Source organism: Rhodococcus zopfii NBRC 100606 = JCM 9919, from assembly GCF_001895025.1.
Taxonomy (GTDB): domain Bacteria; phylum Actinomycetota; class Actinomycetes; order Mycobacteriales; family Mycobacteriaceae; genus Rhodococcus; species Rhodococcus zopfii.
On record NZ_BCXI01000041.1, the window covers coordinates 1 to 18,670 of the forward strand.

An 18,670-nucleotide genomic window follows, 5' to 3' on the forward strand; every position below is an offset into this window, starting at 1 on the left:
TTCGCCGACCCCGTCGGGGTTGACGATGTTTCCGCTGGACGGGTAGGACAGGAAGCTCGACGGTCCACCGAGGCTGTTGTACTTGTCGCGGATATCTCCGCACACGCTGTACGGGGACGGCCAGTAGGTCTGGCAGGTTGCCAGCAGAGACATCCGTGAGGTGCCCGCGGTGGAGCGTTGCTGGGCTTCGAGCATCTCGGCCTTGTCGGCATCTTCCTTGGTGAACGGCGCGGGGATCTCTTCCCGATCCGAACGCATCTGGCCGGGCACGATCGTCGACTTCGGGTTCTCGGTCGGCCGCCAGTCCAGGTCGGGTTCGGCGGTCTTCGACGACAACTTCGGGTCATCCGGGGCGATCGGCTGATCCGCGGCCGGAGCGGCCGGCATCAACTCCGCCGCAAGCGGCGCGACCGTCTCGGCCGGTGGTGGGGTGGCCGTGTCCTGCGCCGGTACCACCGGTGGTTGCTCCGGTGCGGGAGCGGACTCGGACGCCGGGGCCGGTACGGGACCGACCTGCTCCCGCGCCACCGATGCAGGGGTGGGATCACAGGGTGGGGCCGGGGCCGCGGTGGTCGTGGTGACCGGTGGCGTGGTGGTTGTGGTCGGCGGGGCCGTCGTGGTGGGCACCGCGCACGGATCGACGGCGTCCTCGGCCGGTGTCAGTGCTGGAACGGCGTCCGAGGGGACCGGCGCGGTCGTGGTGGTCACGGGCGCCGGGGACGGCGTGGGTGTGGTCGAGGCGGGCTGGGCGAGTGCTGCCGACCCTCCGACGGCAACCATCACCACCGTCGTGCCGGCGACCACACATCGATGCCACCATCTGCTGCGGGGCACGATGGAACCCCGCTGGGTGTGCGAATTCATCTGGTACCTACTGTCTTTCATGCGGACAGGGGTAGTGGTGGCGCCATCGCTACTTCAGAACTTAAACCTTTTCCCAAGAACCACAAACGCACCAGATAACACCTCAGTCACAAAAACCATTCGGTTGGTTTGTTTTTGATTCGAGGGGCAAACCGGACTTTCCGGTGATACACACAAGACGCGGACCGTGCCTGTCCCCCTGTTGCGGCGCCGTGTTCCCTACCGCTGTGCGGTGTCCTTCCACCCCAAGAAGCAACCATGAACCTGCATACCCATCCCACGTCCGGTAGTGCGATGCGGCGGCGGATTGCCGGCGGCGAGTTGCCAGTCGTACTGGCCCTCGCCGTATCAGGTGTGTGACGAGATCAAGGACCTGTACGCCTCACTCGGCGAGCCCGCCAGCGGGTTGGGTTTCCCACCTCGCCGCAGCAGCCGTTCGGGGTCGACGGGCTGCGGCAGAGCTTCATCGGAGGCGCGATCGTCTGGACTCCTGCCTCTGGTACGAAGCCGTCCACCAATCCAAGACCGACGGGAAGCCGACGTTCGCGAAACTGAGCAAGTTGTTGACCGCAGCCCGGGCCCGCTGGTCGTGGCTGCGGGACGGCTCCCAGGTCGCCCAGCAGCAGACGCTGCGCACCTACGGTCGAGCATTGGACGCCTCCTTCACGGTGAAGGGGCGGGGCCGACCGACGTTCAAGGCGCGGAAGAACACCCTGCCGTCGCTCGAATACACCCGCCGCGGCTTCCGGATCTGCGACGACCGATTGGTGTTGCCCAAGGGCGTGAGTGTCCCGGTGGTGTGGTCGCGGGAGTTGCCGACCGAGCCGTCGAGTGTGCGCATCTTCCGCGACTCGCTCGGGCACTGGTACGCCTCCTTCGTCGTCACCCGCGACAGTAACCCGACACCGGGCGCTCCCGAAGGGTCGGCCATCGGGATCAACTGGGGCGTGACCCCGGACCGCGACCACCACCGACGAGCGGTTCGATCTGCCGCACCATGGACACCGGAGCCGGTGTGCGGCGGAGCTGGCGAAGGCCCAACGCAAGATGGCGCGCCGCCGCCGGAAGAAGGGACATCCACCTCGAGGGGATACAAGGATGCCCGCACGGCCGCGGCGAAGGTGCACAAGAAGGCGGCCCGGCAGAACCTGCACGACGGCCGGGTCTGGGCCAAGACTGTCGTGGGCGCGCATCGGGTGATTGCGGTGGAGGATTTCCGGCCGCGGTTTCTGGCGAAGTCCAGCATGGCGCGCAAGGCCGCGGATGCCGCCGTCGCAGCGGTGAAACGGGAGTTGGTCGAACGCGGCAGGCGGGCCGGCCGGAAGGTGGTGGTGGTGGTGCGGCCCGCGTACACGAGCATGACGTGTTCGGGGTGTTTCGCGAGAGCCAGGCAACGCCTCGGACTCGGCGAACGTATTTTCCGGTGCTGGGCGTGCGGGCACACCGCGTGCCGGGACCGGAACGCTGCCGGGGTGATTCTGGCTGTGGCGGAGCGTGGCCACACCGGTGTCGACGATGTCAGTCAGTCGAATCACCTCCCTCGCGGTGGTGGTGCGGTTGCGGTCTGAGCCGGGAATCTCCTGCCTTCAGGCAGCGGAGGCGTTAATCCGAAAGCGAACGGGGCGGGGCCTACAGCCCTCGACGCCGTCACCGTGATTGGCTGGTCGGCATGATGACGAAGTGGGTACGGCGCGGCGCCGGGGTCCTTGCGTGGATCGCCACGACGATCGGAGCGGCCGGGGTCGCCTTGCATGCCAGTCCGTCGTCGTCGCGTCTGCTCGTGCTCGCGGCATCGGGTGCGCTGTACCTGATGACCGGTGCGCTGATCGGGATTGTCGTCTTCGCGGCCCTCGGGCGCTGGATCGGCGTGGCGGTCGCGGGTCTCGTCGTGATCGGCGCGGCCGTGACACAGGCGCCACTCCATGTGGGCGGGGCGGACCCTGGCGGCTCGGACACAGCCGACGTTGCGGTGCGGGTGATGCAGACGAACATCCTGTTCGGGGGCGCCGACCCTGCCGCCGTGGTGGCCGAGGTGCGCGACCGGAACGTCGAGATTCTCACCGTCGACGAACTTTCGCCGGAGGCCGTCGACGGGTTGAGCGCGCAAGGCCTCGACGGACTGCTGCCGCACCGGTATCTCGCGCCCGCCGCGGGCGCGAACGGAACCGGAATCTGGAGTGCCTACCCGCTGTCCGAGACTGTCGAGTACGACGGGTTCGTGATGAACCAGCTCTCGGCGAACGCGCATGTTCCCGGGGTCGGGCCGGTGGCCGTATATGCCTTCCATCCTGTGCCTCCGGTCTTCGGTACGCACGTGTGGGCCGCCGAACTGTCCCGTCTGCGCGACATCCTCGACCGAACCCCGGCGACGCACCCGGCGATCGTGGGCGCCGACTTCAACGCGACGTTCGACCACGCGCAGTTCCGCGCGCTGCTGGCCGGACGTTTCGGCGATGCGGTCGAACAGGCGGGTGCCGGAAACCTGGCCACCTATCCGACCGACAAGAAGTTCCCACCTGTGGTCGGCATCGATCGCATTCTCGTTGCGGGTGGGCGCGCGGCAGAGGTGACGGCCGTGGACATACCGGGCGCGGACCACCGTGCGGTGGTGGCGCGCCTTCACCTGGACGTCGAGCGGCCCTAGAACCGGCGATGCCGCCCGCCCCGGGATGGGAACCCGGGAGCAGGCGGCAGGGTGCGCGTCGGCGTGTGACGCTCGATCAGAGGGACAGGATCGACGCCGCGGCGGTTCCCGGCGCGCCGTAGACCTGCGCGAGACCGACCTGCGGGTGGTTCGGCACCTGGCGGTCGCCCGCCTGGCCGCGCAACTGCAGCACGAGCTCGTGGACCTGGCGGATACCGGACGCGCCGATCGGTTCACCGTTGGCGATGAGACCGCCGTCGGTGTTCACCGGCAAGGTGCCGCCGATCTCGGTGGCGCCCTCGGCCAGCAGCTTCTCCTGGTCGCCGTCCGCGCACAGACCCGTCTCGGCCATGTGGATGACCTCGGCGCCCGCGTCGGTGTCCTGGAGCTGTGCGACATCGACATCCTCGGGACCGATGCCGGCGGCCTCGTACGCGGCCTTCGCCGCGTACACCGTCGGCGAGACGTCCTCGTCGATCGCGGCCCACGTCGCATGCACCTCGTAGGCGCCGTACGTGCGGGTGCGAATCGCGGTGGAGCGCAGGTACACCGGCTTGTTCGCGCTGTACTTCGGGGCCAGGTCGCCACGGCACATGATGACCGCGGCGGCACCCTCGTCGGGGGCACAGAACATCTTCGCGGTCAGCGGGTAGTTCAACATGGGTGAGTTCAGGATCTCGTCGAGGCCGAACGCGGTGCGCCGGAACGCCTTCGGATTCAGGCCGCCGTTGCGGTAGTTCTTCGCCGCAACCCGGGCCAGCGTCTCGTGCGAGATACTGTGGTCGATGCAGTAGCGGTTGGCCTTCATGCCGAAGAACTTGGTGGTGACGAACTGGCCGTTCTCGGCGTACCAGGCCGGCAGACCGAGCATCGCGGGGTCGGCGGTGAACGCACCGCGCGGATGCTTGTCGGTGCCGACGGCGATGCCGATGTCGTACTTGCCGGAGCGGATGCCGTCGGCGGTCTGTTCGATCGCGCTGGCCGAGGTGGCACAGGCGTTGAACACGTTGGTGAAGGGGATGCCGGTCAGGCCCACCAGGCGTGTCACGGCGTCGGTGTTGTCGACCTCGTAGCTGCCGCCGATTCCGAACTGGATGTCCTTCCAGGCGACGCCGGAGTCGGCGAGTGCGAGCTGGATGGCGTCGGCGGCCATCTCGATGGCCGACTTCGTGCCGAACCGGCCGAACGGGTGCAGGCCCACCCCGATGATGGCAACGTCGTTCATGTTTCTCGGAACTCCTCGATCAGGGTGTGGTGGTCAGATCGGCTCGAACGCCCAGGTGACGATCTCGGTGCCGTCCTGGTCGGTGTAGAACGGGACGAACCGGAGCTCGAGCTCCATGCCCGGCCGGAGCTTGTCCGGATCGTTCTCGGTGAGGCGGGCCTCGACGCGCACCACGTCGCCCAGCTGGACGAGTCCGAATGCGAAGGGCGTGAACGTCTCTGCGGTTTCGCTGCCGGCGTAGGGCTGCTTCGGGACGAAGCCCTGTGTCGTCCACGCGACGAGCGTTCCGCGGCGGGGGAGCAGCAGTTCGGACATGTTCGGTCCGCTACACCGCGGGCAGCGTGGCTGCTGCGGCCAGGTCGTCGCGGCACAGTCGTCGCAGTGACTGCCGATGAGCTGCGGATTGTCCGCAGGCCAGGTTGAAACGTCGGGCGCGAGCGCCTTCGTCGTCATGAGCGTGTCCTCCGTTGTCCGATGCCGTCGCGGCGGCTTGTTACCGCATTCCGGCATGCCGCTCACGTTAGACGGAAATAACATTCTCTACAACGAGAGTAATATATCCGCATGATGTGCGGGCATGAAGATGTGACTGCCTGGCCGCCCGGTCGGTCGCGAGGTTCGGGAATCAGCGAGGCTCGGGAATCAGCGGCGCGTGCGCCGGCGGCGCCGCGGGACCCGCTTGCGGCGCTTGTGTCGCGGCTCGTCGTCACGGTGGTGCGCCGAGCGGTCCGCCTCGGGCCGAGGACGGACCCCTGGGGAGAGGTAGTTCTCGAGCACGGCGTTCATGTCGGCGATGGCCTGTTCCCTCGCGCGACGGTCGTCGATCCGCAACAACTTCTCGCGCAGATCCACGGCGAAGGCGGCGTACTCGTTCTGCCAGTCCCGGCCGATCATGTGCGCGCGCGGCTCGACGGTACCGAGCGGTTCGGCGGGGCCGCCCGCACGCAGGCGGTACCGCGCCCCGAGATCGGGGGTGACCACGGCGGGTATCGAATCGAGTTCCTCCACGTCACCCGCGAGGACGGCCACGGCCTCGGGTTCGCCGTGGTCGAGGAACACTGCTCCCGTGATGGGTCTGCGTTCGCGCAGCCACTCGAGCAGTTCGTCGTGGTCGGCGTGTGCGGAGTAGCCCTCGATCCGCCGGATCTGTGCCCGCACGTCGACGTCGGACCCCGAGATGCGCACGCGCTGGGCGCCGTCCAGGATGATGCGGCCGAGCGAGCCCTGCGCCTGGAACCCGACGAACAGCACCGTCGAGTCGCGGCGATGGAGATTGTTCCGGAGGTGGTGGCGGATACGTCCCGCCTCACACATGCCGGACGCGGCGATGATGATGGCGCTGGAGAAGGTGTCGATGCGCATCGACTCCTCGGCATCCTGCGTGTACCGGAATGCGGGATGGCGGAAGATGTTCCGGCCGTCGAGATCCTCGAGTTCCCCGGAGTATCGGGCGAAGACGCTGGTGGCACGAATCGCCAACGGCGAATCGACGAACACCGGTACCTGGGCGATGCGGTTCTCGTCGACGAGGTGGGCGATGTCGAGGAGCAGTTCCTGGGTCCGCTCGAGAGCGAAGGAGGGAATCACCAGATTCCCGCCGCGGTCGAGGGCGCGATTGATCTCGTCCTCGAGTACTGCCCGGCGTTCCGCGATGGTGCACCGCGTTCGTGTCCGGTCTCCGTACGTCGATTCGCACACCACGTAGTCCAGATGCGACGGCCCCTCCGGATCGGCCTGGAACGCTTTGTGTTCGGGTCCGAGGTCCCCCGAGAAGAGCATGCGCACACCACCCACCTCGAGCTCGACGGATGCCGAACCCAGGATGTGGCCGGCGTTCCACAGGCGGGCGCGGAACCCGGGGGCCGGCTCGAACCACTGCTCGAGCGGCACTGGCTCGGTGCGCCGCCAGGCCTCGAGTGCGTCGGCCTCGGTATAGATCGGCGCGAACGGTTCGTGTCCGGCGCGGTCTCGTCGCCGGTTCCGGCGTTCGGCCTCGAACTCCTGGATGCGGCCGGAGTCGGCGAGCATGAACTCGAGCAGATCGGCGGTCGCGGCCGTGCAGTGGATCGGGCCTTCGAAGCCCTGTGCCACCAGTTTCGGCAGGAGTCCGCAGTGGTCGATGTGGGCGTGCGTGAGGACGACGGCGTCGACCGAATCAGGACCGAACGCCCACTCCCCGAGGTTGAGTCTCTCGAGGCTGCGTGAGCCCTGGAACAGACCGCAGTCGACGAGTATCCGTCGGTCGCCGAAGGTGACTTCCGTGCACGAGCCGGTCACGGTCCTCGCGGCACCGTGGAATGTGATCTCCGGAACTTCGGCCACGGGTTCCTCCACCGCCGGGGATTCGCGGGACATCGCGACTGGATTCTCCACGCTATCCGATCGGGAACCGCGCCGCCCGCAGACCGGGACGACGTGTGTGGGAAGTCGAGTACCGGAGAAACCCTCTAGAACCTGTTCCAATTCCGTCCGAATGTGGCTATCGTCACGTGCGAACGTCGAAATGTGATGGAGGGCGATGTCAGATGAAGACCAAGGGTGCACTGCTGTGGGGTGTCAACGAGAAGTGGTCGGTCGAGGAGATCGAGCTCGGTGATCCCGTCGCCGGCGAAGTGCAGATCCGTATGGAAGCGGCCGGCATGTGCCACTCCGACCATCACATCGTCACCGGCGCGACGCCGATGCTCGCCTACCCGGCGATGGGCGGTCACGAAGGCGCCGGCGTCATCACCAAGGTCGGGGAGGGCGTCACCGACCTCGAGGTCGGCGATCACGTCGTGCTCTCGTTCGTTCCCGCCTGCGGCAAGTGTCCGTCCTGTGTGACCGGACACTCCAACCTGTGCGATCTCGGCGCAGGTCTGCTCAGCGGTCAGGCCATCGCCGACGGTACCTACCGTGTCCAGGCGCGCGGCCAGAACGTCATCCCGATGGTGCTGCTCGGCACCTTCGCGCCGTACATGACGGTCAACCAGACCCAGGTCGTCAAGATCGCCGAGGACATCCCGTTCGAGCTCGCCGCGCTCGTCGGCTGCGGTGTCCCGACCGGCTGGGGATCGGCCACCCACGTCGCCGACGTGAAGGCGGGCGACTCGGTCGCGATCATCGGCATCGGGGGTGTCGGCATGAGCGCGCTGCAGGGCGCCGTCGCGTCCGGCGCGCGCCACGTCTTCGCGATCGACCCGGTGCCGTGGAAGCGTGAGCAGGCCATGAAGTTCGGCGCCACGCACACCTTCGCCTCGATCGAAGAGGCCATCGTCCCGATCATGGAGATCACCTGGGGCAAGATGTGCCAGAAGACGATCATCACCGTCGGCGAGATGAAGGGTGAGTACGTCGACCCGTCGCTGACCCTCACCTCGAAGGGCGGCACGTGTGTCGTCACCGCGATGGGCTTCATGTCCGACATGGACGTCACGCTGAACAACTTCATGTTCTCGATGCTCCAGAAGACCCTGAAGGGCAACATCTTCGGCGGGTGCAACGCCCGCGTCGACATTCCGAATCTGCTGGACCTCTACAGGTCCGGTCAGCTCAACCTCGCGGACATGGTCACCCGCACCTACACCCTCGAGCAGGTCAACGAGGGCTATCAGGACATGCTCGACGGAAAGAACATCCGTGGCGTGATCCGCTACACCGAAGCCGACTGGTGACGCTCGGACTCGCACCGGTCTTCTAATCTGGACCGGTGCGCAGTCTGGATCTGATCTCTCAATGGCCTGTCGACCACGCCGCCGCCGCCGTTCTGACGCGCGGCGGCGTGGTCGGCACCGTCGGTGACACCGTCGCGGTGTATCCGCTGGCTTCGGTCACCAAGCCCCTCGTTGCGTACGCGGCGCTCGTCGCCGTCGAGGAAGGCGCGATCGAACTCGACCAGCCGGCGGGACCGCCCGGATCGACGGTCCGCCACCTGCTCGCTCACGCGTCCGGTCTCGCGTTCGGCGAACGCACCGCCCAGACCGAACCCGGCCGCAAGCGGATCTACTCGAGTGCCGGGTTCGAGGTGCTCGCCGACCTGATCGCTGCCGAAACGGGGATCGCGTTCCCGGACTATCTGACCGAAGCGGTGTTCGAGCCGCTGGGCATGCGCGAATCGACACTGCCCGGGCCCGCCGGGCACGGCGGACACTCGTCGGTTGCCGATCTGGCCTACTTCGCCGCCGAACTGCTCGCCCCGACCTTGATCTCGGGGGAGACATTCGCTGCCGCAACGTCCGTCCAGTTCCCGGGGCTCGACGGTATCGTGCCCGGCTACGGCATGCACAAGCCCAACGACTGGGGGCTCGGTTTCGAGATCCGCGGGCAGAAGAGTCCGCACTGGACGGGATCGGCCAACTCGCCGCGTACCTTCGGGCATTTCGGACAATCCGGCACGTTCCTGTGGGTCGATCCCGAGCCGGGTATCGCGTGCGTCGCGCTGACGAACCGCGCCTTCGGGGACTGGGCGAAACCGCTGTGGCCCCAGTTCTCCGACGCTGTTTTGGGTGAGATCACAGAAACCTCTCCGGTTCGCTAGCGAAACACCGGTCACAGAGGCAGACTGATTCGAGTGTCGCCGGGTGCGGCCACCGTGGACGACGTTCGTTGGGGAAGACGTTCTCGTCGAACACGGAGGTGTGTATGCGCGCGTCGAACCAGTTCGCGGATGCGGCAACGGGAGTGGTCTACATCCACTCCTCGCCCGCTGCTGTGTGCCCTCATATCGAGTGGGCGCTGGCTGCCACCCTCGACAGCCGGCCCGATCCGACCTGGATCGGGCAGCCCGCGGATCCCGGCCTCCTGCGCACCACCGTCAACTGGACCGGCCCCGTGGGCACCGCCGCCCGGCTCGTCGACGCGCTGCGTGTGTGGCAGATGCTCCGGTTCGAGGTCACCGAGGATCCCAGCGAAGGCGTCGACGGCGAGCGCTACAGCTACGCCCCCGGACTCGGCTTGTGGCGCGGCAACACATCGGCGAACGGCGACGTTGTGGTCGGTGAGGGTCGCCTGCGCGCACTGCTCGCGTCGGGCAACCTCGCCGCCGAACTGCACCGAGCCCTCGGCACGGCGTGGGACGAGGTGCTCGAGCCGTACCGCAGCGGCGGTGACGGCGCCGAGGTCACCTGGTTGCGCCGCAACGTGGGCTGACCGGTTGCGCCGCAACGGGAGCCGACCGGTTGCGCCGCAACGGGTCGAGTGTCGCAAGTACGAAGAGCGAACCTCCACCGGGCGAACACGCCGAAGCCCTCCCGGATCGACGAGATCCGGAAGGGCTTCGTGCCGTACCGCCCCCTACAGTGGGATGTTCTTGTGCTCCCCGCGGCCCGGCGTCGCGCCGGCGAGTGCCGCGGTCAGGGTGCTGCGGGTCGTGGCGGGGTCGATCAGTTCGTCGACGACACCGATCGACATCGCCCGGCCGACACCGCCGGCGATCGCCTCGTGTTCGGCCGCGAGACGGTCGTGCAGCGCTTCGCGTTCCTCGTCCGGGGCGGCCGCGAGGGCACGCTTGTGCAGGATGCCGACGGCGGCCTTGGCGCCCATCACGGCGACCTCGGCTTCCGGCCACGCGAACACCGCGGTCGCGCCGAGCGCGCGCGAATTCATGGCGATGTAGGCGCCACCGTAGATCTTGCGGGTCACCAGCGTGACGCGGGGAACGCGCGCTTCGGCGAAGGCGTGCAGCAGTTTCGCGCCGCGGCGCACGACCCCCTCCCATTCCTGTCCGACACCGGGCAGGTAGCCGGGCACGTCGACGAGGACGACGAGGGGCACACCGAACGCATTGCACATGCGCACGAAACGCGCGGCCTTCTCGGCGCTCTCCGAGTTGAGGCATCCGCCGAGCCGCAGCGGGTTGTTGGCGATGACACCGACCGTGCGACCGCCGAGACGGCCGAATCCGGTGACGACGCTGCGCGCCCAGTTGCCTTGGAGCTCTTCGAAACTCGATTCGCCTTCGACGTTGTCCAGCAGTTCGTGGACGATCGGCCGCACGTCGTAGGCGCGCCGCGGAGATGCGGGCAGCAACGCCCGCAGGTCGGTGTCACCGCGAGCGGCGACGGCCGCGTCGAACTCGCCTTGGTCGGCGAGCATCGACACCAGGCGCCGCGCGCGATGCAGGGCGTCCTCTTCGTCCTCGGCGGCGATGTGCGCGACACCGGACTTCTTGGTATGTGTGTCCGGGCCCCCGAGCGACTCCATATCGACCTGTTCACCGGTGACGCTGCGCACCACATCGGGTCCGGTCACGAACACCCGTGCTTCCGGCGCCATGATGACGACGTCGGTGAGCGCGGGACCGTAGGCCGCGCCGCCCGCGGCGAAACCGAGAACGACGGAGATCTGGGGGATCCGGCCGGAGGCGCGGACCATGGCCTCGAACACGAGGCCGACGGCGTGCAGGGCCTCGACACCCTCGGCGAGACGGGCGCCTCCGGAGTGCCAGAGGCCGACGATCGGCAGGTCGAGATCGATCGCGGTGTCGATCGCGGTGACGATGTGCTTGCAGCCTTCGACACCCATGGCGCCGCCCATCACGGTGGCGTCGGAGCAGTAGGCGACGGTGCGAATCCCGTCGATGTCGCCGATCGCGGCCAGGACGCCCGACTTGTCACGCGGATGCAGGGTTTGGGCGGTGCCGGCGTCGAACAGATTCTCGAGCCGCGTCAGCGGGTCGCGAGGGTCCACCGCGGTGTTCCGAGTATCGGCAGGATCCAGAATGGTCATCGGTGCTCCTCGGGAAGGGCGGGTGGTGGGGTGAACGTGGTGGAGGTGCCGAGAGGGATGGAACCTCCACCACGAACATCGAGCGGGCGTCGGACGGGTCAGACCCGGCCGAACGCGAGCGCCACGTTGTGCCCACCGAATCCGAACGAGTTGTTCAGCGCGAAATCGAATTCGCCGTAGCGCGGTTCACCCTTGACCACGTCGAGATCGATTTCTGGATCCTGATTCTCGAGGTTGAGCGTGGGCGGAATGACTCCGTCCCGCAGGCTCAGGACCGTCAGTACTGCCTCGAGCGCACCGACCGCGCCGATCGAATGTCCGAGCGCGGACTTCGGTGCATAGATCGCGGCGTGCTTACCCACGGCCGCACCGATCGCCTTCGCTTCGGCGATATCGCCGATCGGGGTGGCCGTTGCGTGCGCGTTGACGTGGGCGATGTCGGACTTGGTGAGTCCGGCGGTCTCGATTGCCCTGGTCATCGCGCGGGCAGCACCCGTGCCCTCGGGGTCGGGAGCCACGATGTGGTATCCGTCCGAGGTGATTCCGGCGCCCAGGACGCGGGCGTGGATCGTCGCACCACGTGCCTTGGCGTGCTCCTCGGATTCGAGGACGAGCATTGCGCCCGCCTCACCGAAGACAAATCCGTCGCGGCCCGTGTCGAACGGGCGGGACGCGCCCTTCGGGTCGTCGTTGCGGGTGCTCAGCGCGCGCATCATCGCGAAGCTGGCGGTGGCAACCGCATCGAGCTGACCTTCGACACCACCGGCGACGATGATGTCGGCGTCACCGAGCGCGATCATCCGGTACGCGTGGGCGATTGCCTCGGAGCCGGACGAGCACGCCGACACCGGCGTGATGACCCCGGCGCGGGCGCCGAGTTCGAGGCCCACCGTGGCCGAGGGACCGTTCGGCATGACCATCTGCACTGCGAACGGTGACACCTTGCGGTAACCACCGGCGCGCAGCTTGTCGACGGCGTCGATGAGGCTTTCCCCACCGCCGAGACCGGTACCGATGACGACACCGAGCCGCTCGTGCTCGACCTCCGGGCTGCCGGCGTTCTTCCACACCGTGCGCGCGAGAGTCAACGCGAGCCGCTCGACGAAACTCATGCGGCGGATCTCGACGCGGGAGAGTCCTTCGTCCGGGCTGACCTTCAGGGTTCCGCCGATGCGGACCGGAAGGTCGAACTCTTCGACGAAGCCGCCGGTGAGTGCGCCGATGCCGCTTTCCCCGGCGAGGAGTCCCTTCCACGTGGCATCCACATCACCGGCGATCGACGTCGTGGCCGCAAGGCTGGTGACGACGACGTTGCGCAACGTACGAGAGGCGGAAGTCACGGTCGGGCTCACTCGTTGTCGTTCGAGATCTGAACGCCCTCGGCCTCGAGCTTCTGGATGTAGGCGACGATGTCACCCACCGTGCGAAGGTTCGCGAGGTCCTCGTCCGGAACCTTGACGCCGTACTTGTCCTCGGTCTGGACGGCGATCTCGACCATGGAGAGGGAGTCGATGTCGAGATCGTCGACGAAGGACTTCTCGATGGTCACCTCGGAGGGCTCAATACCGGTGACCTCTTCGATGATCTCCGCGAGACCGGCGATGATTTCTTCCTGGCTGGTGGCCACGTCGTGGCTCCCTTCATGTGTTTCAGTGTGGAGGTCTGTCATCCGGCCGGACGTTCCGGCCGGGCCCGGGTGCCCGGATCGGGCGTACCCGTGTTGCTGCGCGGTGCGCGCGCAGCAACCTAGCCGAGTCCGGGCAACTCGGCCAGTGCCGTGAAATCGTCCGCGGACTTGAGCGCCAGGGTGGGGGTGCCGCGCATTTCGCGCTTGGCAATACCCACCAAGGTGTTCGCCGGGGGCAGTTCCACGACGGCCGTGACCTGGGCGGTGCGCAGATGCGCGGTGCACAGGTCCCACCGCACAGGCCGGGTCACCTGTGCGGCCAGCTTGGAGAGTGCGTCCGTTCCGGACGCAACCGGTGCGCCGTCGAAGTTGGACAGCAGGGTGCGGGTCGGTTCGCTGGGAGCGATCTTCGCCGCGGCGTCGGCGACCGCTTCCTGGGCGGGCACCATGAATCGGGTGTGGAAGGCGCCGGCGACCGGCAACTGCCGGATACGCGCCTTCTCGGGCGGGTTCGCGGCGAGTTCCTCGAGAGCCGAGATCCGGCCGGCGGCGACGATCTGTCCGGCCGCGTTCACGTTGGCCGGAGTCAGGTCGAGCTCGGCGAGCCGTGCGAGAACCTCGTCCTCCGCGCCACCGAGGACCGCGGACATGCCGGTCGGCTCGAGGGCACATGCCTTGGCCATCTCCGCACCGCGGATCGCGGCGAGGGTGACGGCGTCGTCGGCGGTGATGACGCCGGCGATCGCAGCCGCGGCGAGTTCACCGACCGAATGTCCCGCGACGATCGTGTCCGCCGGGACGAGGCCGCGGGCTTCGAGTTCTTCGTGGGCGAGCAGGGCCGTGGCGACGACCAGCGGCTGGGTCACCGCCGTATCGGTGATCTCCTCCGCCGTGGCGGTGGTGCCGAGGCGCTCGAGGTCCAGCCCGGCCGCCTTGGACCAGACCTGGACGCGATCGCGAGCGCCGGGCTGCTCCAACCAAGGAGCGAGCATGCCGGGTGTCTGGGAGCCCTGACCGGGGGCGAGCAGCGAAATCACGAAGATCAGGGAACACCCTACAGCGCCCTCCTCGAGATGTCGGCGGGAATGAAGTCTCGCGCAGGGATTTGTAGGGTTTCTACAAAAGCCCAAGTGGGCCGTCTCTATCGATCGACCGCCGACCTGTGTTACGTGCCCGAATCGCGAAATGTGAACCGTGTGACTGATGGGGACGGAGTTCGGAGTTTGTTATGACTTCGAGCCAACCGACCCACTGTCGCAGCGATTCGGAGAACGTAAGCATCACGGGGATTCGTGGGGTCGCGACCGGTCACCTCTGTGATCCGCTTCAAGCGATACCGGACGGTATTTGGATGAACAAACAGCTTTCGTGCGCAGGTCTCGACAGCACCCCCGCTGTCGAGATATGCGTCGAGCGTGTTCGACAGCGCCGAACCGGCCGCGGCCAGCGGCCCGACGATGTAGTCCTCGAGTGCCTCGATCGCCGCCGTGTCGCCCAGCAGCGCGCGTTCGGGCAGCAACTCGGTGGCGTGCACGGGGCGCGGGGCGCCGGGCCATCCCGCCACCGCTTCCATCGCGGCCATCGCCTCGACCGCAGAAACATGCGCGGAGCCGAGCGCAGGGGTGGTCGGACCGATCACGACCGCGTCGTCCGAGAACGCCCGCATCAGTTCGTCGCGGAACGCCACCGCGTCCGGTGCGCCGTGCAATATCCCGCTGACGACCATCACGAGCCGCTCACCCTGCACGACCGCCAGTGCCGCGCGCCCGTGCTGCTGGGCGATGGTGTGCACCGTCGTCACCACCGACACGTTCTCGTCCGGCGGCGGGGTCCCCACGATCACGGTTGCGGGGGCCGTCGCGTCCCAGTTGAGGGTCGCCGCGCGGGACTGCATGTCGGCACCGGTGTCACCGCGCACCACGGCGTCGACGACGAGCGCCTCGAGCCGCGTGTCCCACGCGCCGCGTGACTCGGCGGCGCTCGCGTACACCGACGCGGCCGCGAAACCCAGCTCGCGGCCGTACCGCAGGATCGCCTCCGTCAACGCCACCAGTTGCTGCTCGTTGCGAGCGAGCGCCGGCAGCCATTGCTCGAAGAACTCCATCGCGGCCCGCACCATGTCGACGGTCTGCCGCAACGTCAGCCGCCGCGCCAGGTCCTGCGGGATCACCTGGTACGCGTCGGTGCTGAACCGGATGTCGATCTCCGGGTCGCGCACCCACTCGATGAAGTCGACGACCGACGACTGGATGACCAGCTGCACCGTCGCCCGCTGCGAGGCGTCGAGGTCGGAGAAGAACGGCAACTGCTCCTGCATCACGTGCACGGCCTCGGTGGACAGGCGGCCGGAGAACTGTTTGACGCGACGCAGCAGTGCGTCGGGCAGCGGCGCGCGCTCCGGACGCGCCGGCGGCACCGGGCGCCCCGTGGGGGTGCCCGGTGCCCGTGTCAGCCGCGGTGCCGCGGAGTCCTCGACCATGGCACGAAACTACGCCCGTGGCCGATCGCCCGTCGCAGGACGTGCACGATCAGGCGACACCCGGATCCGACGTCTGCTCGGGTGCGGCGGTGACATCGTCGATCCGGTATTTCGTCGCCGCCTCGACGGCCCGCGCCCGATCGACCGCACCCTCGCGGCCGAGCGCGGCGAGCACCGCGACGACGGTCGATTCGGCATCGATGTTGAACACGCGGCGCGCGGCCGGACGGGTGTCGGAGAATCCGAACCCGTCGGCGCCGAGCACCGTGTAGTCGCCGGGCACCCACTGCCGGATCTGGTCGGGAACCGCCCGCATCCAGTCGGAGACCGCGACGAACGGGCCGGCTGCATCGGACAGCACCCGCGCGACGTAGGGGACCGGTGCCTCCGAACCCGGATCGAGCAGGGCGCGGCGATCACACTCGATGCCGTCGCGGCGCAGTTCACCCCACGACGTCACCGACCACACGTCCGCAGACACCCCCCACTCGTCGGCGAGCATCTGCTGGGCGCGCAACGCCTCCGGCATGAGCACACCCGACGCGAGGATCTGCGCCTTCGGTCCGGACGCCGCACCCGTCCGGTACAGGTACATGCCCTTGAGCAACCCGCTCACGTCGAGGTTCGCGGGCTCGGCCGGCTGCACGTACGGCTCGTTGTAGAGGGTGATGTAGTAGAAGATGTCCTCGCCACCGAATCCGTCGACTCCGGGGGTTCCGCCGTACATACGGCGCAGACCGTCGCGCACGATGTGGGCGATCTCATAGGAGAACGCCGGATCGTAGGTGACAGCCGCCGGGTTGGTGGACGCGAGCAGCAGCGAGTGGCCGTCGGCGTGCTGCAGACCTTCGCCGGTCAGCGTGGTCCGGCCGGCGGTCGCGCCGAGCACGAAGCCTCGGGCCATCTGGTCGGCGGCCGCCCACAGGCCGTCGCCGGTGCGCTGGAACCCGAACATCGAGTAGAAGATGTACACCGGGATCATCGGCTCGCCGTGCGTGGCGTACGACGTGCCCACCGCGGTGAACGATGCCGTGGATCCGGCCTCGTTGATGCCCTCGTGCAGGATCTGACCGACCGCGCTCTCCTTGTAGGCGAGCATCAGCTCGGCGTCGACCGAGGTGTAGAGCTGGCCGTTGCGGTTGTAGATCTTCAGCGACGGGAACCACGAGTCCATACCGAACGTGCGGGCCTCGTCGGGGATGATCGGCACAATGCGCTTGCCGATCTCCTTGTCGCGCAGCAGTTCCTTGAGCACGCGCACCAGCGCCATCGTGGTGGCGACCTGCTGCTTCCCCGAGCCCTTGCGCACCACGTCGTAGGTGCCGGCCTCGGGCAGCGTGAGCGGGGCGGCGGACGTGCGGCGCTCGGGCAGGAATCCGCCCAGCTGGCGGCGGCGGTCCAGCATGTACTGGATCTCGGGGGACTCGAAGCCGGGATGGTAGTACGGCGGCATCTTCGGGTTCGCCTCGAGCTCGGCGTCCGAGATCGGGATGCGCTGCAGGTCCCGGAAGTACTTCAGGTCCTCGAGCGTCAGCTTCTTCATCTGGTGCGTGGCATTGCGGCCCTCGAAGTGCTTACCGAGCGTGTAGCCCTTGATGGTGTGCGCCAGGATCACCGTCGGCTGGCCCTTGTGCTCCATCGCCATCTGGTAAGCGGCGTAGATCTTGCGGTAGTCGTGGCCACCGCGCTTGAGATTCCAGATCTCCTGGTCCGTCAGGTCCTTGACGAGTTCCTTCGTGCGCGGATCGCGTCCGAAGAAGTGCTCCCGGACGAACGCGCCGTCGTTGGCCTTGTACGTCTGGTAATCACCGTCCGGGGTGACGTTCATCAGATTGACCAGTGCGCCGTCCTTGTCGGCGTGCAGCAGCGCATCCCACTCGCGGCCCCACACAACCTTGATGACGTTCCAGCCGGCCCCGCGGAAGAACGACTCCAGCTCCTGGATGATCTTGCCGTTGCCGCGCACCGGGCCGTCCAGGCGCTGCAGGTTGCAGTTGACGACGAACGTCAGGTTGTCCAGGCCCTCGGTCGCGGCGACGTGTGCCAGGCCGCGCGACTCCGGCTCGTCCATCTCGCCGTCGCCGAGGAAGGCCCACACGTGCTGATCCGAGGTGTCCTTGATGCCGCGGTCGTGCAGGTAGTGATTGAACCGCGCCTGGTAGATCGCGTTCATCGGACCGAGACCCATCGAGACCGTCGGGAACTCCCAGAACTCCGGGAACAACCGCGGATGCGGGTACGACGGCAAGCCGCCGCCCAGCGAGGCGTGGCTGTGCTCCTGACGGAAGCCGTCCATCCGGTCGGGTGAGATGCGGCCCTCGAGGAACGCGCGGGCGTAGATGCCGGGGGAGGCGTGGCCCTGGATGAAGACCTGGTCGCCGCCACCGGGGTGGTCCTTGCCGCGGAAGAAGTGGTTGAAACCGACCTCGTAGAGCGCCGCCGACGACGCGTAGGTCGAGATGTGGCCACCGACGCCGATGCCCGGCCGCTGCGCGCGGGTCACCATGATCGCGGCGTTCCAGCGGATGTACGCGCGGAATCGTCGCTCGACCTCTTCGTCACCGGGGAACCAGGGTTCACTCTCGGTGGGAATGGTGTTGACGTAATCGGTGGAGGTCAACGCGGGAATCGATACGTGGCGCTCGCCGGCCCGTTCGAGCATCCGCAGCATCAGATAGCGGGCGCGTGAAGGGCCGGCGGCGTCGAGCATGCCGTCGAACGATTCGAGCCACTCGGTGGTCTCGGCCGGATCGATGTCCGGCAGGTAAGAGGCCACACCCTCACGAATGACGCGAACTCGGCTGTCGGTGGCCGGTGCCGTCGAACTCGGCGAGGGCCCCGATCCCGTGACGCCCGGAGTGTCGGCGCCGTCTAGGGATTGAGGTCCGTGGATCAGGTCTGTCAACGTCTGCTCCTCATCGTGGTGGGGCGCGCAGGTGTGGCGCCCGCTCCGTTGATCGGCTCTTGTGGGAGCCGACTCATCGACATCTGAACATGATGCACTCCTCATCTTCCCCCATTCGTGTCCGCGTGGCAGCGGCCGGTCGGCGGTTCCCCGCCGCCGACGACACCCGAGAATCGCCCGAACCGGACGGACCGGGTCCCGGCGGAGTAGCGTCAGGAAAG

Annotated in this window: 16 protein-coding genes; 6 read left to right on the top strand and 10 right to left on the bottom strand. The window is 67.7% G+C overall.

Translation table 11 applies throughout. From position 1 onward, the window contains the following. A partial coding sequence (locus RZ1_RS30875; protein ID WP_507763205.1) for an LGFP repeat-containing protein occupies positions 1–885 on the bottom strand: 885 nt, incomplete at its 3' end. Between the two features lie 429 nt (positions 886–1,314). On the opposite strand from RZ1_RS30875, the gene RZ1_RS31465 reads away from it, so the two are divergent. The 3 genes from RZ1_RS31465 (at position 1,315) to RZ1_RS23040 (ending at position 3,508) form a co-directional block, all read left to right on the top strand. Beyond that, positions 1,315–1,419, top strand: a complete 105-nt coding sequence (locus RZ1_RS31465) for a hypothetical protein (protein WP_238071651.1) — start codon at positions 1,315–1,317, stop codon at positions 1,417–1,419. 5 nt (positions 1,420–1,424) lie between these two features. Then, positions 1,425–2,432, top strand: a complete 1,008-nt coding sequence (locus RZ1_RS23035) for an RNA-guided endonuclease InsQ/TnpB family protein (RefSeq protein ID WP_238071647.1) — start codon at positions 1,425–1,427, stop codon at positions 2,430–2,432. 101 nt (positions 2,433–2,533) lie between these two features. Continuing rightward, positions 2,534–3,508, top strand: a complete 975-nt coding sequence (locus tag RZ1_RS23040) for an endonuclease/exonuclease/phosphatase family protein (RefSeq protein ID WP_072814846.1) — start codon at positions 2,534–2,536, stop codon at positions 3,506–3,508. 76 nt (positions 3,509–3,584) lie between these two features. Here the strand turns inward: RZ1_RS23040 and RZ1_RS23045 are convergent, their stop codons facing one another. The 3 genes from RZ1_RS23045 to RZ1_RS23055 form a co-directional block, all read right to left on the bottom strand. Beyond that, positions 3,585–4,733 carry a thiolase family protein gene (locus tag RZ1_RS23045; RefSeq protein WP_072814847.1) on the bottom strand — a complete coding sequence of 383 codons (1,149 nt, stop codon included), beginning with the start codon at positions 4,731–4,733 and terminating at the stop codon, positions 3,585–3,587. A gap of 33 nt (positions 4,734–4,766) precedes the next feature. Beyond that, positions 4,767–5,186 carry a Zn-ribbon domain-containing OB-fold protein gene (locus RZ1_RS23050; protein WP_072814848.1) on the bottom strand — a complete coding sequence of 140 codons (420 nt, stop codon included), beginning with the start codon at positions 5,184–5,186 and terminating at the stop codon, positions 4,767–4,769. 189 nt (positions 5,187–5,375) lie between these two features. Beyond that, the gene (locus RZ1_RS23055) at positions 5,376–7,055 is read right to left on the bottom strand and encodes an MBL fold metallo-hydrolase (protein ID WP_072814905.1); all 1,680 of its coding nucleotides are present in this window, start codon (positions 7,053–7,055) and stop codon (positions 5,376–5,378) included. 203 nt (positions 7,056–7,258) lie between these two features. On the opposite strand from RZ1_RS23055, the gene RZ1_RS23060 reads away from it, so the two are divergent. The 3 genes from RZ1_RS23060 (at position 7,259) to RZ1_RS23070 (ending at position 9,860) form a co-directional block, all read left to right on the top strand. Next, complete coding sequence (locus RZ1_RS23060; protein WP_072814849.1) at positions 7,259–8,386, top strand: NDMA-dependent alcohol dehydrogenase; 1,128 nt, start codon at positions 7,259–7,261, stop codon at positions 8,384–8,386. A 35-nt stretch (positions 8,387–8,421) separates the two neighbouring features. After that, positions 8,422–9,249 carry a serine hydrolase domain-containing protein gene (locus RZ1_RS23065; RefSeq protein ID WP_072814850.1) on the top strand — a complete coding sequence of 276 codons (828 nt, stop codon included), beginning with the start codon at positions 8,422–8,424 and terminating at the stop codon, positions 9,247–9,249. Between the two features lie 104 nt (positions 9,250–9,353). After that, complete coding sequence (locus RZ1_RS23070) at positions 9,354–9,860, top strand: DUF3145 domain-containing protein (protein ID WP_072814851.1); 507 nt, start codon at positions 9,354–9,356, stop codon at positions 9,858–9,860. 144 nt (positions 9,861–10,004) lie between these two features. Here RZ1_RS23070 and RZ1_RS23075 read toward each other — a convergent pair whose 3' ends face one another. The 6 genes from RZ1_RS23075 to aceE all read right to left on the bottom strand — a co-directional run bounded on the left by RZ1_RS23075 (position 10,005) and on the right by aceE (position 18,449). Continuing rightward, entirely contained in the window at positions 10,005–11,438 is a 1,434-nt protein-coding gene (locus RZ1_RS23075) for an acyl-CoA carboxylase subunit beta (protein WP_072814852.1), read from the bottom strand. A gap of 98 nt (positions 11,439–11,536) precedes the next feature. Next, complete coding sequence (locus RZ1_RS23080) at positions 11,537–12,778, bottom strand: KasA/KasB family beta-ketoacyl-ACP synthase (RefSeq protein WP_072814906.1); 1,242 nt, start codon at positions 12,776–12,778, stop codon at positions 11,537–11,539. Positions 12,779–12,786: 8 nt separating this feature from the next. Beyond that, positions 12,787–13,065 (bottom strand): meromycolate extension acyl carrier protein AcpM, encoded by a 279-nt coding sequence (gene acpM, locus RZ1_RS23085; protein WP_068162700.1) that lies wholly within the window; start codon positions 13,063–13,065, stop codon positions 12,787–12,789. A gap of 119 nt (positions 13,066–13,184) precedes the next feature. Further along, positions 13,185–14,102: an ACP S-malonyltransferase gene (locus RZ1_RS23090; protein ID WP_072814853.1), complete on the bottom strand. Its 918-nt coding sequence runs from the start codon at positions 14,100–14,102 to the stop codon at positions 13,185–13,187. 128 nt (positions 14,103–14,230) lie between these two features. Next, positions 14,231–15,544: a PucR family transcriptional regulator gene (locus RZ1_RS23095; protein ID WP_072814854.1), complete on the bottom strand. Its 1,314-nt coding sequence runs from the start codon at positions 15,542–15,544 to the stop codon at positions 14,231–14,233. Between the two features lie 49 nt (positions 15,545–15,593). Next, positions 15,594–18,449: a pyruvate dehydrogenase (acetyl-transferring), homodimeric type gene (gene aceE / locus RZ1_RS23100; RefSeq protein WP_072814855.1), complete on the bottom strand. Its 2,856-nt coding sequence runs from the start codon at positions 18,447–18,449 to the stop codon at positions 15,594–15,596. Between the last annotated feature and the right edge of the window lie 221 nt (positions 18,450–18,670).

Bases quoted from the DNA above. Each gene is read 5' to 3' on its own strand.
- RZ1_RS23040 (WP_072814846.1), top strand. From the start codon at position 2,534: ATGATGACGAAGTGGGTACGGCGCGGCGCCGGGGTCCTTGCGTGGATC.
- RZ1_RS23045 (WP_072814847.1), bottom strand. From the start codon at position 4,733: ATGAACGACGTTGCCATCATCGGGGTGGGCCTGCACCCGTTCGGCCGG.
- RZ1_RS23050 (WP_072814848.1), bottom strand. From the start codon at position 5,186: ATGACGACGAAGGCGCTCGCGCCCGACGTTTCAACCTGGCCTGCGGAC.
- RZ1_RS23060 (WP_072814849.1), top strand. From the start codon at position 7,259: ATGAAGACCAAGGGTGCACTGCTGTGGGGTGTCAACGAGAAGTGGTCG.
- RZ1_RS23070 (WP_072814851.1), top strand. From the start codon at position 9,354: ATGCGCGCGTCGAACCAGTTCGCGGATGCGGCAACGGGAGTGGTCTAC.
- RZ1_RS23075 (WP_072814852.1), bottom strand. From the start codon at position 11,438: ATGACCATTCTGGATCCTGCCGATACTCGGAACACCGCGGTGGACCCT.
- RZ1_RS23095 (WP_072814854.1), bottom strand. From the start codon at position 15,544: ATGGTCGAGGACTCCGCGGCACCGCGGCTGACACGGGCACCGGGCACC.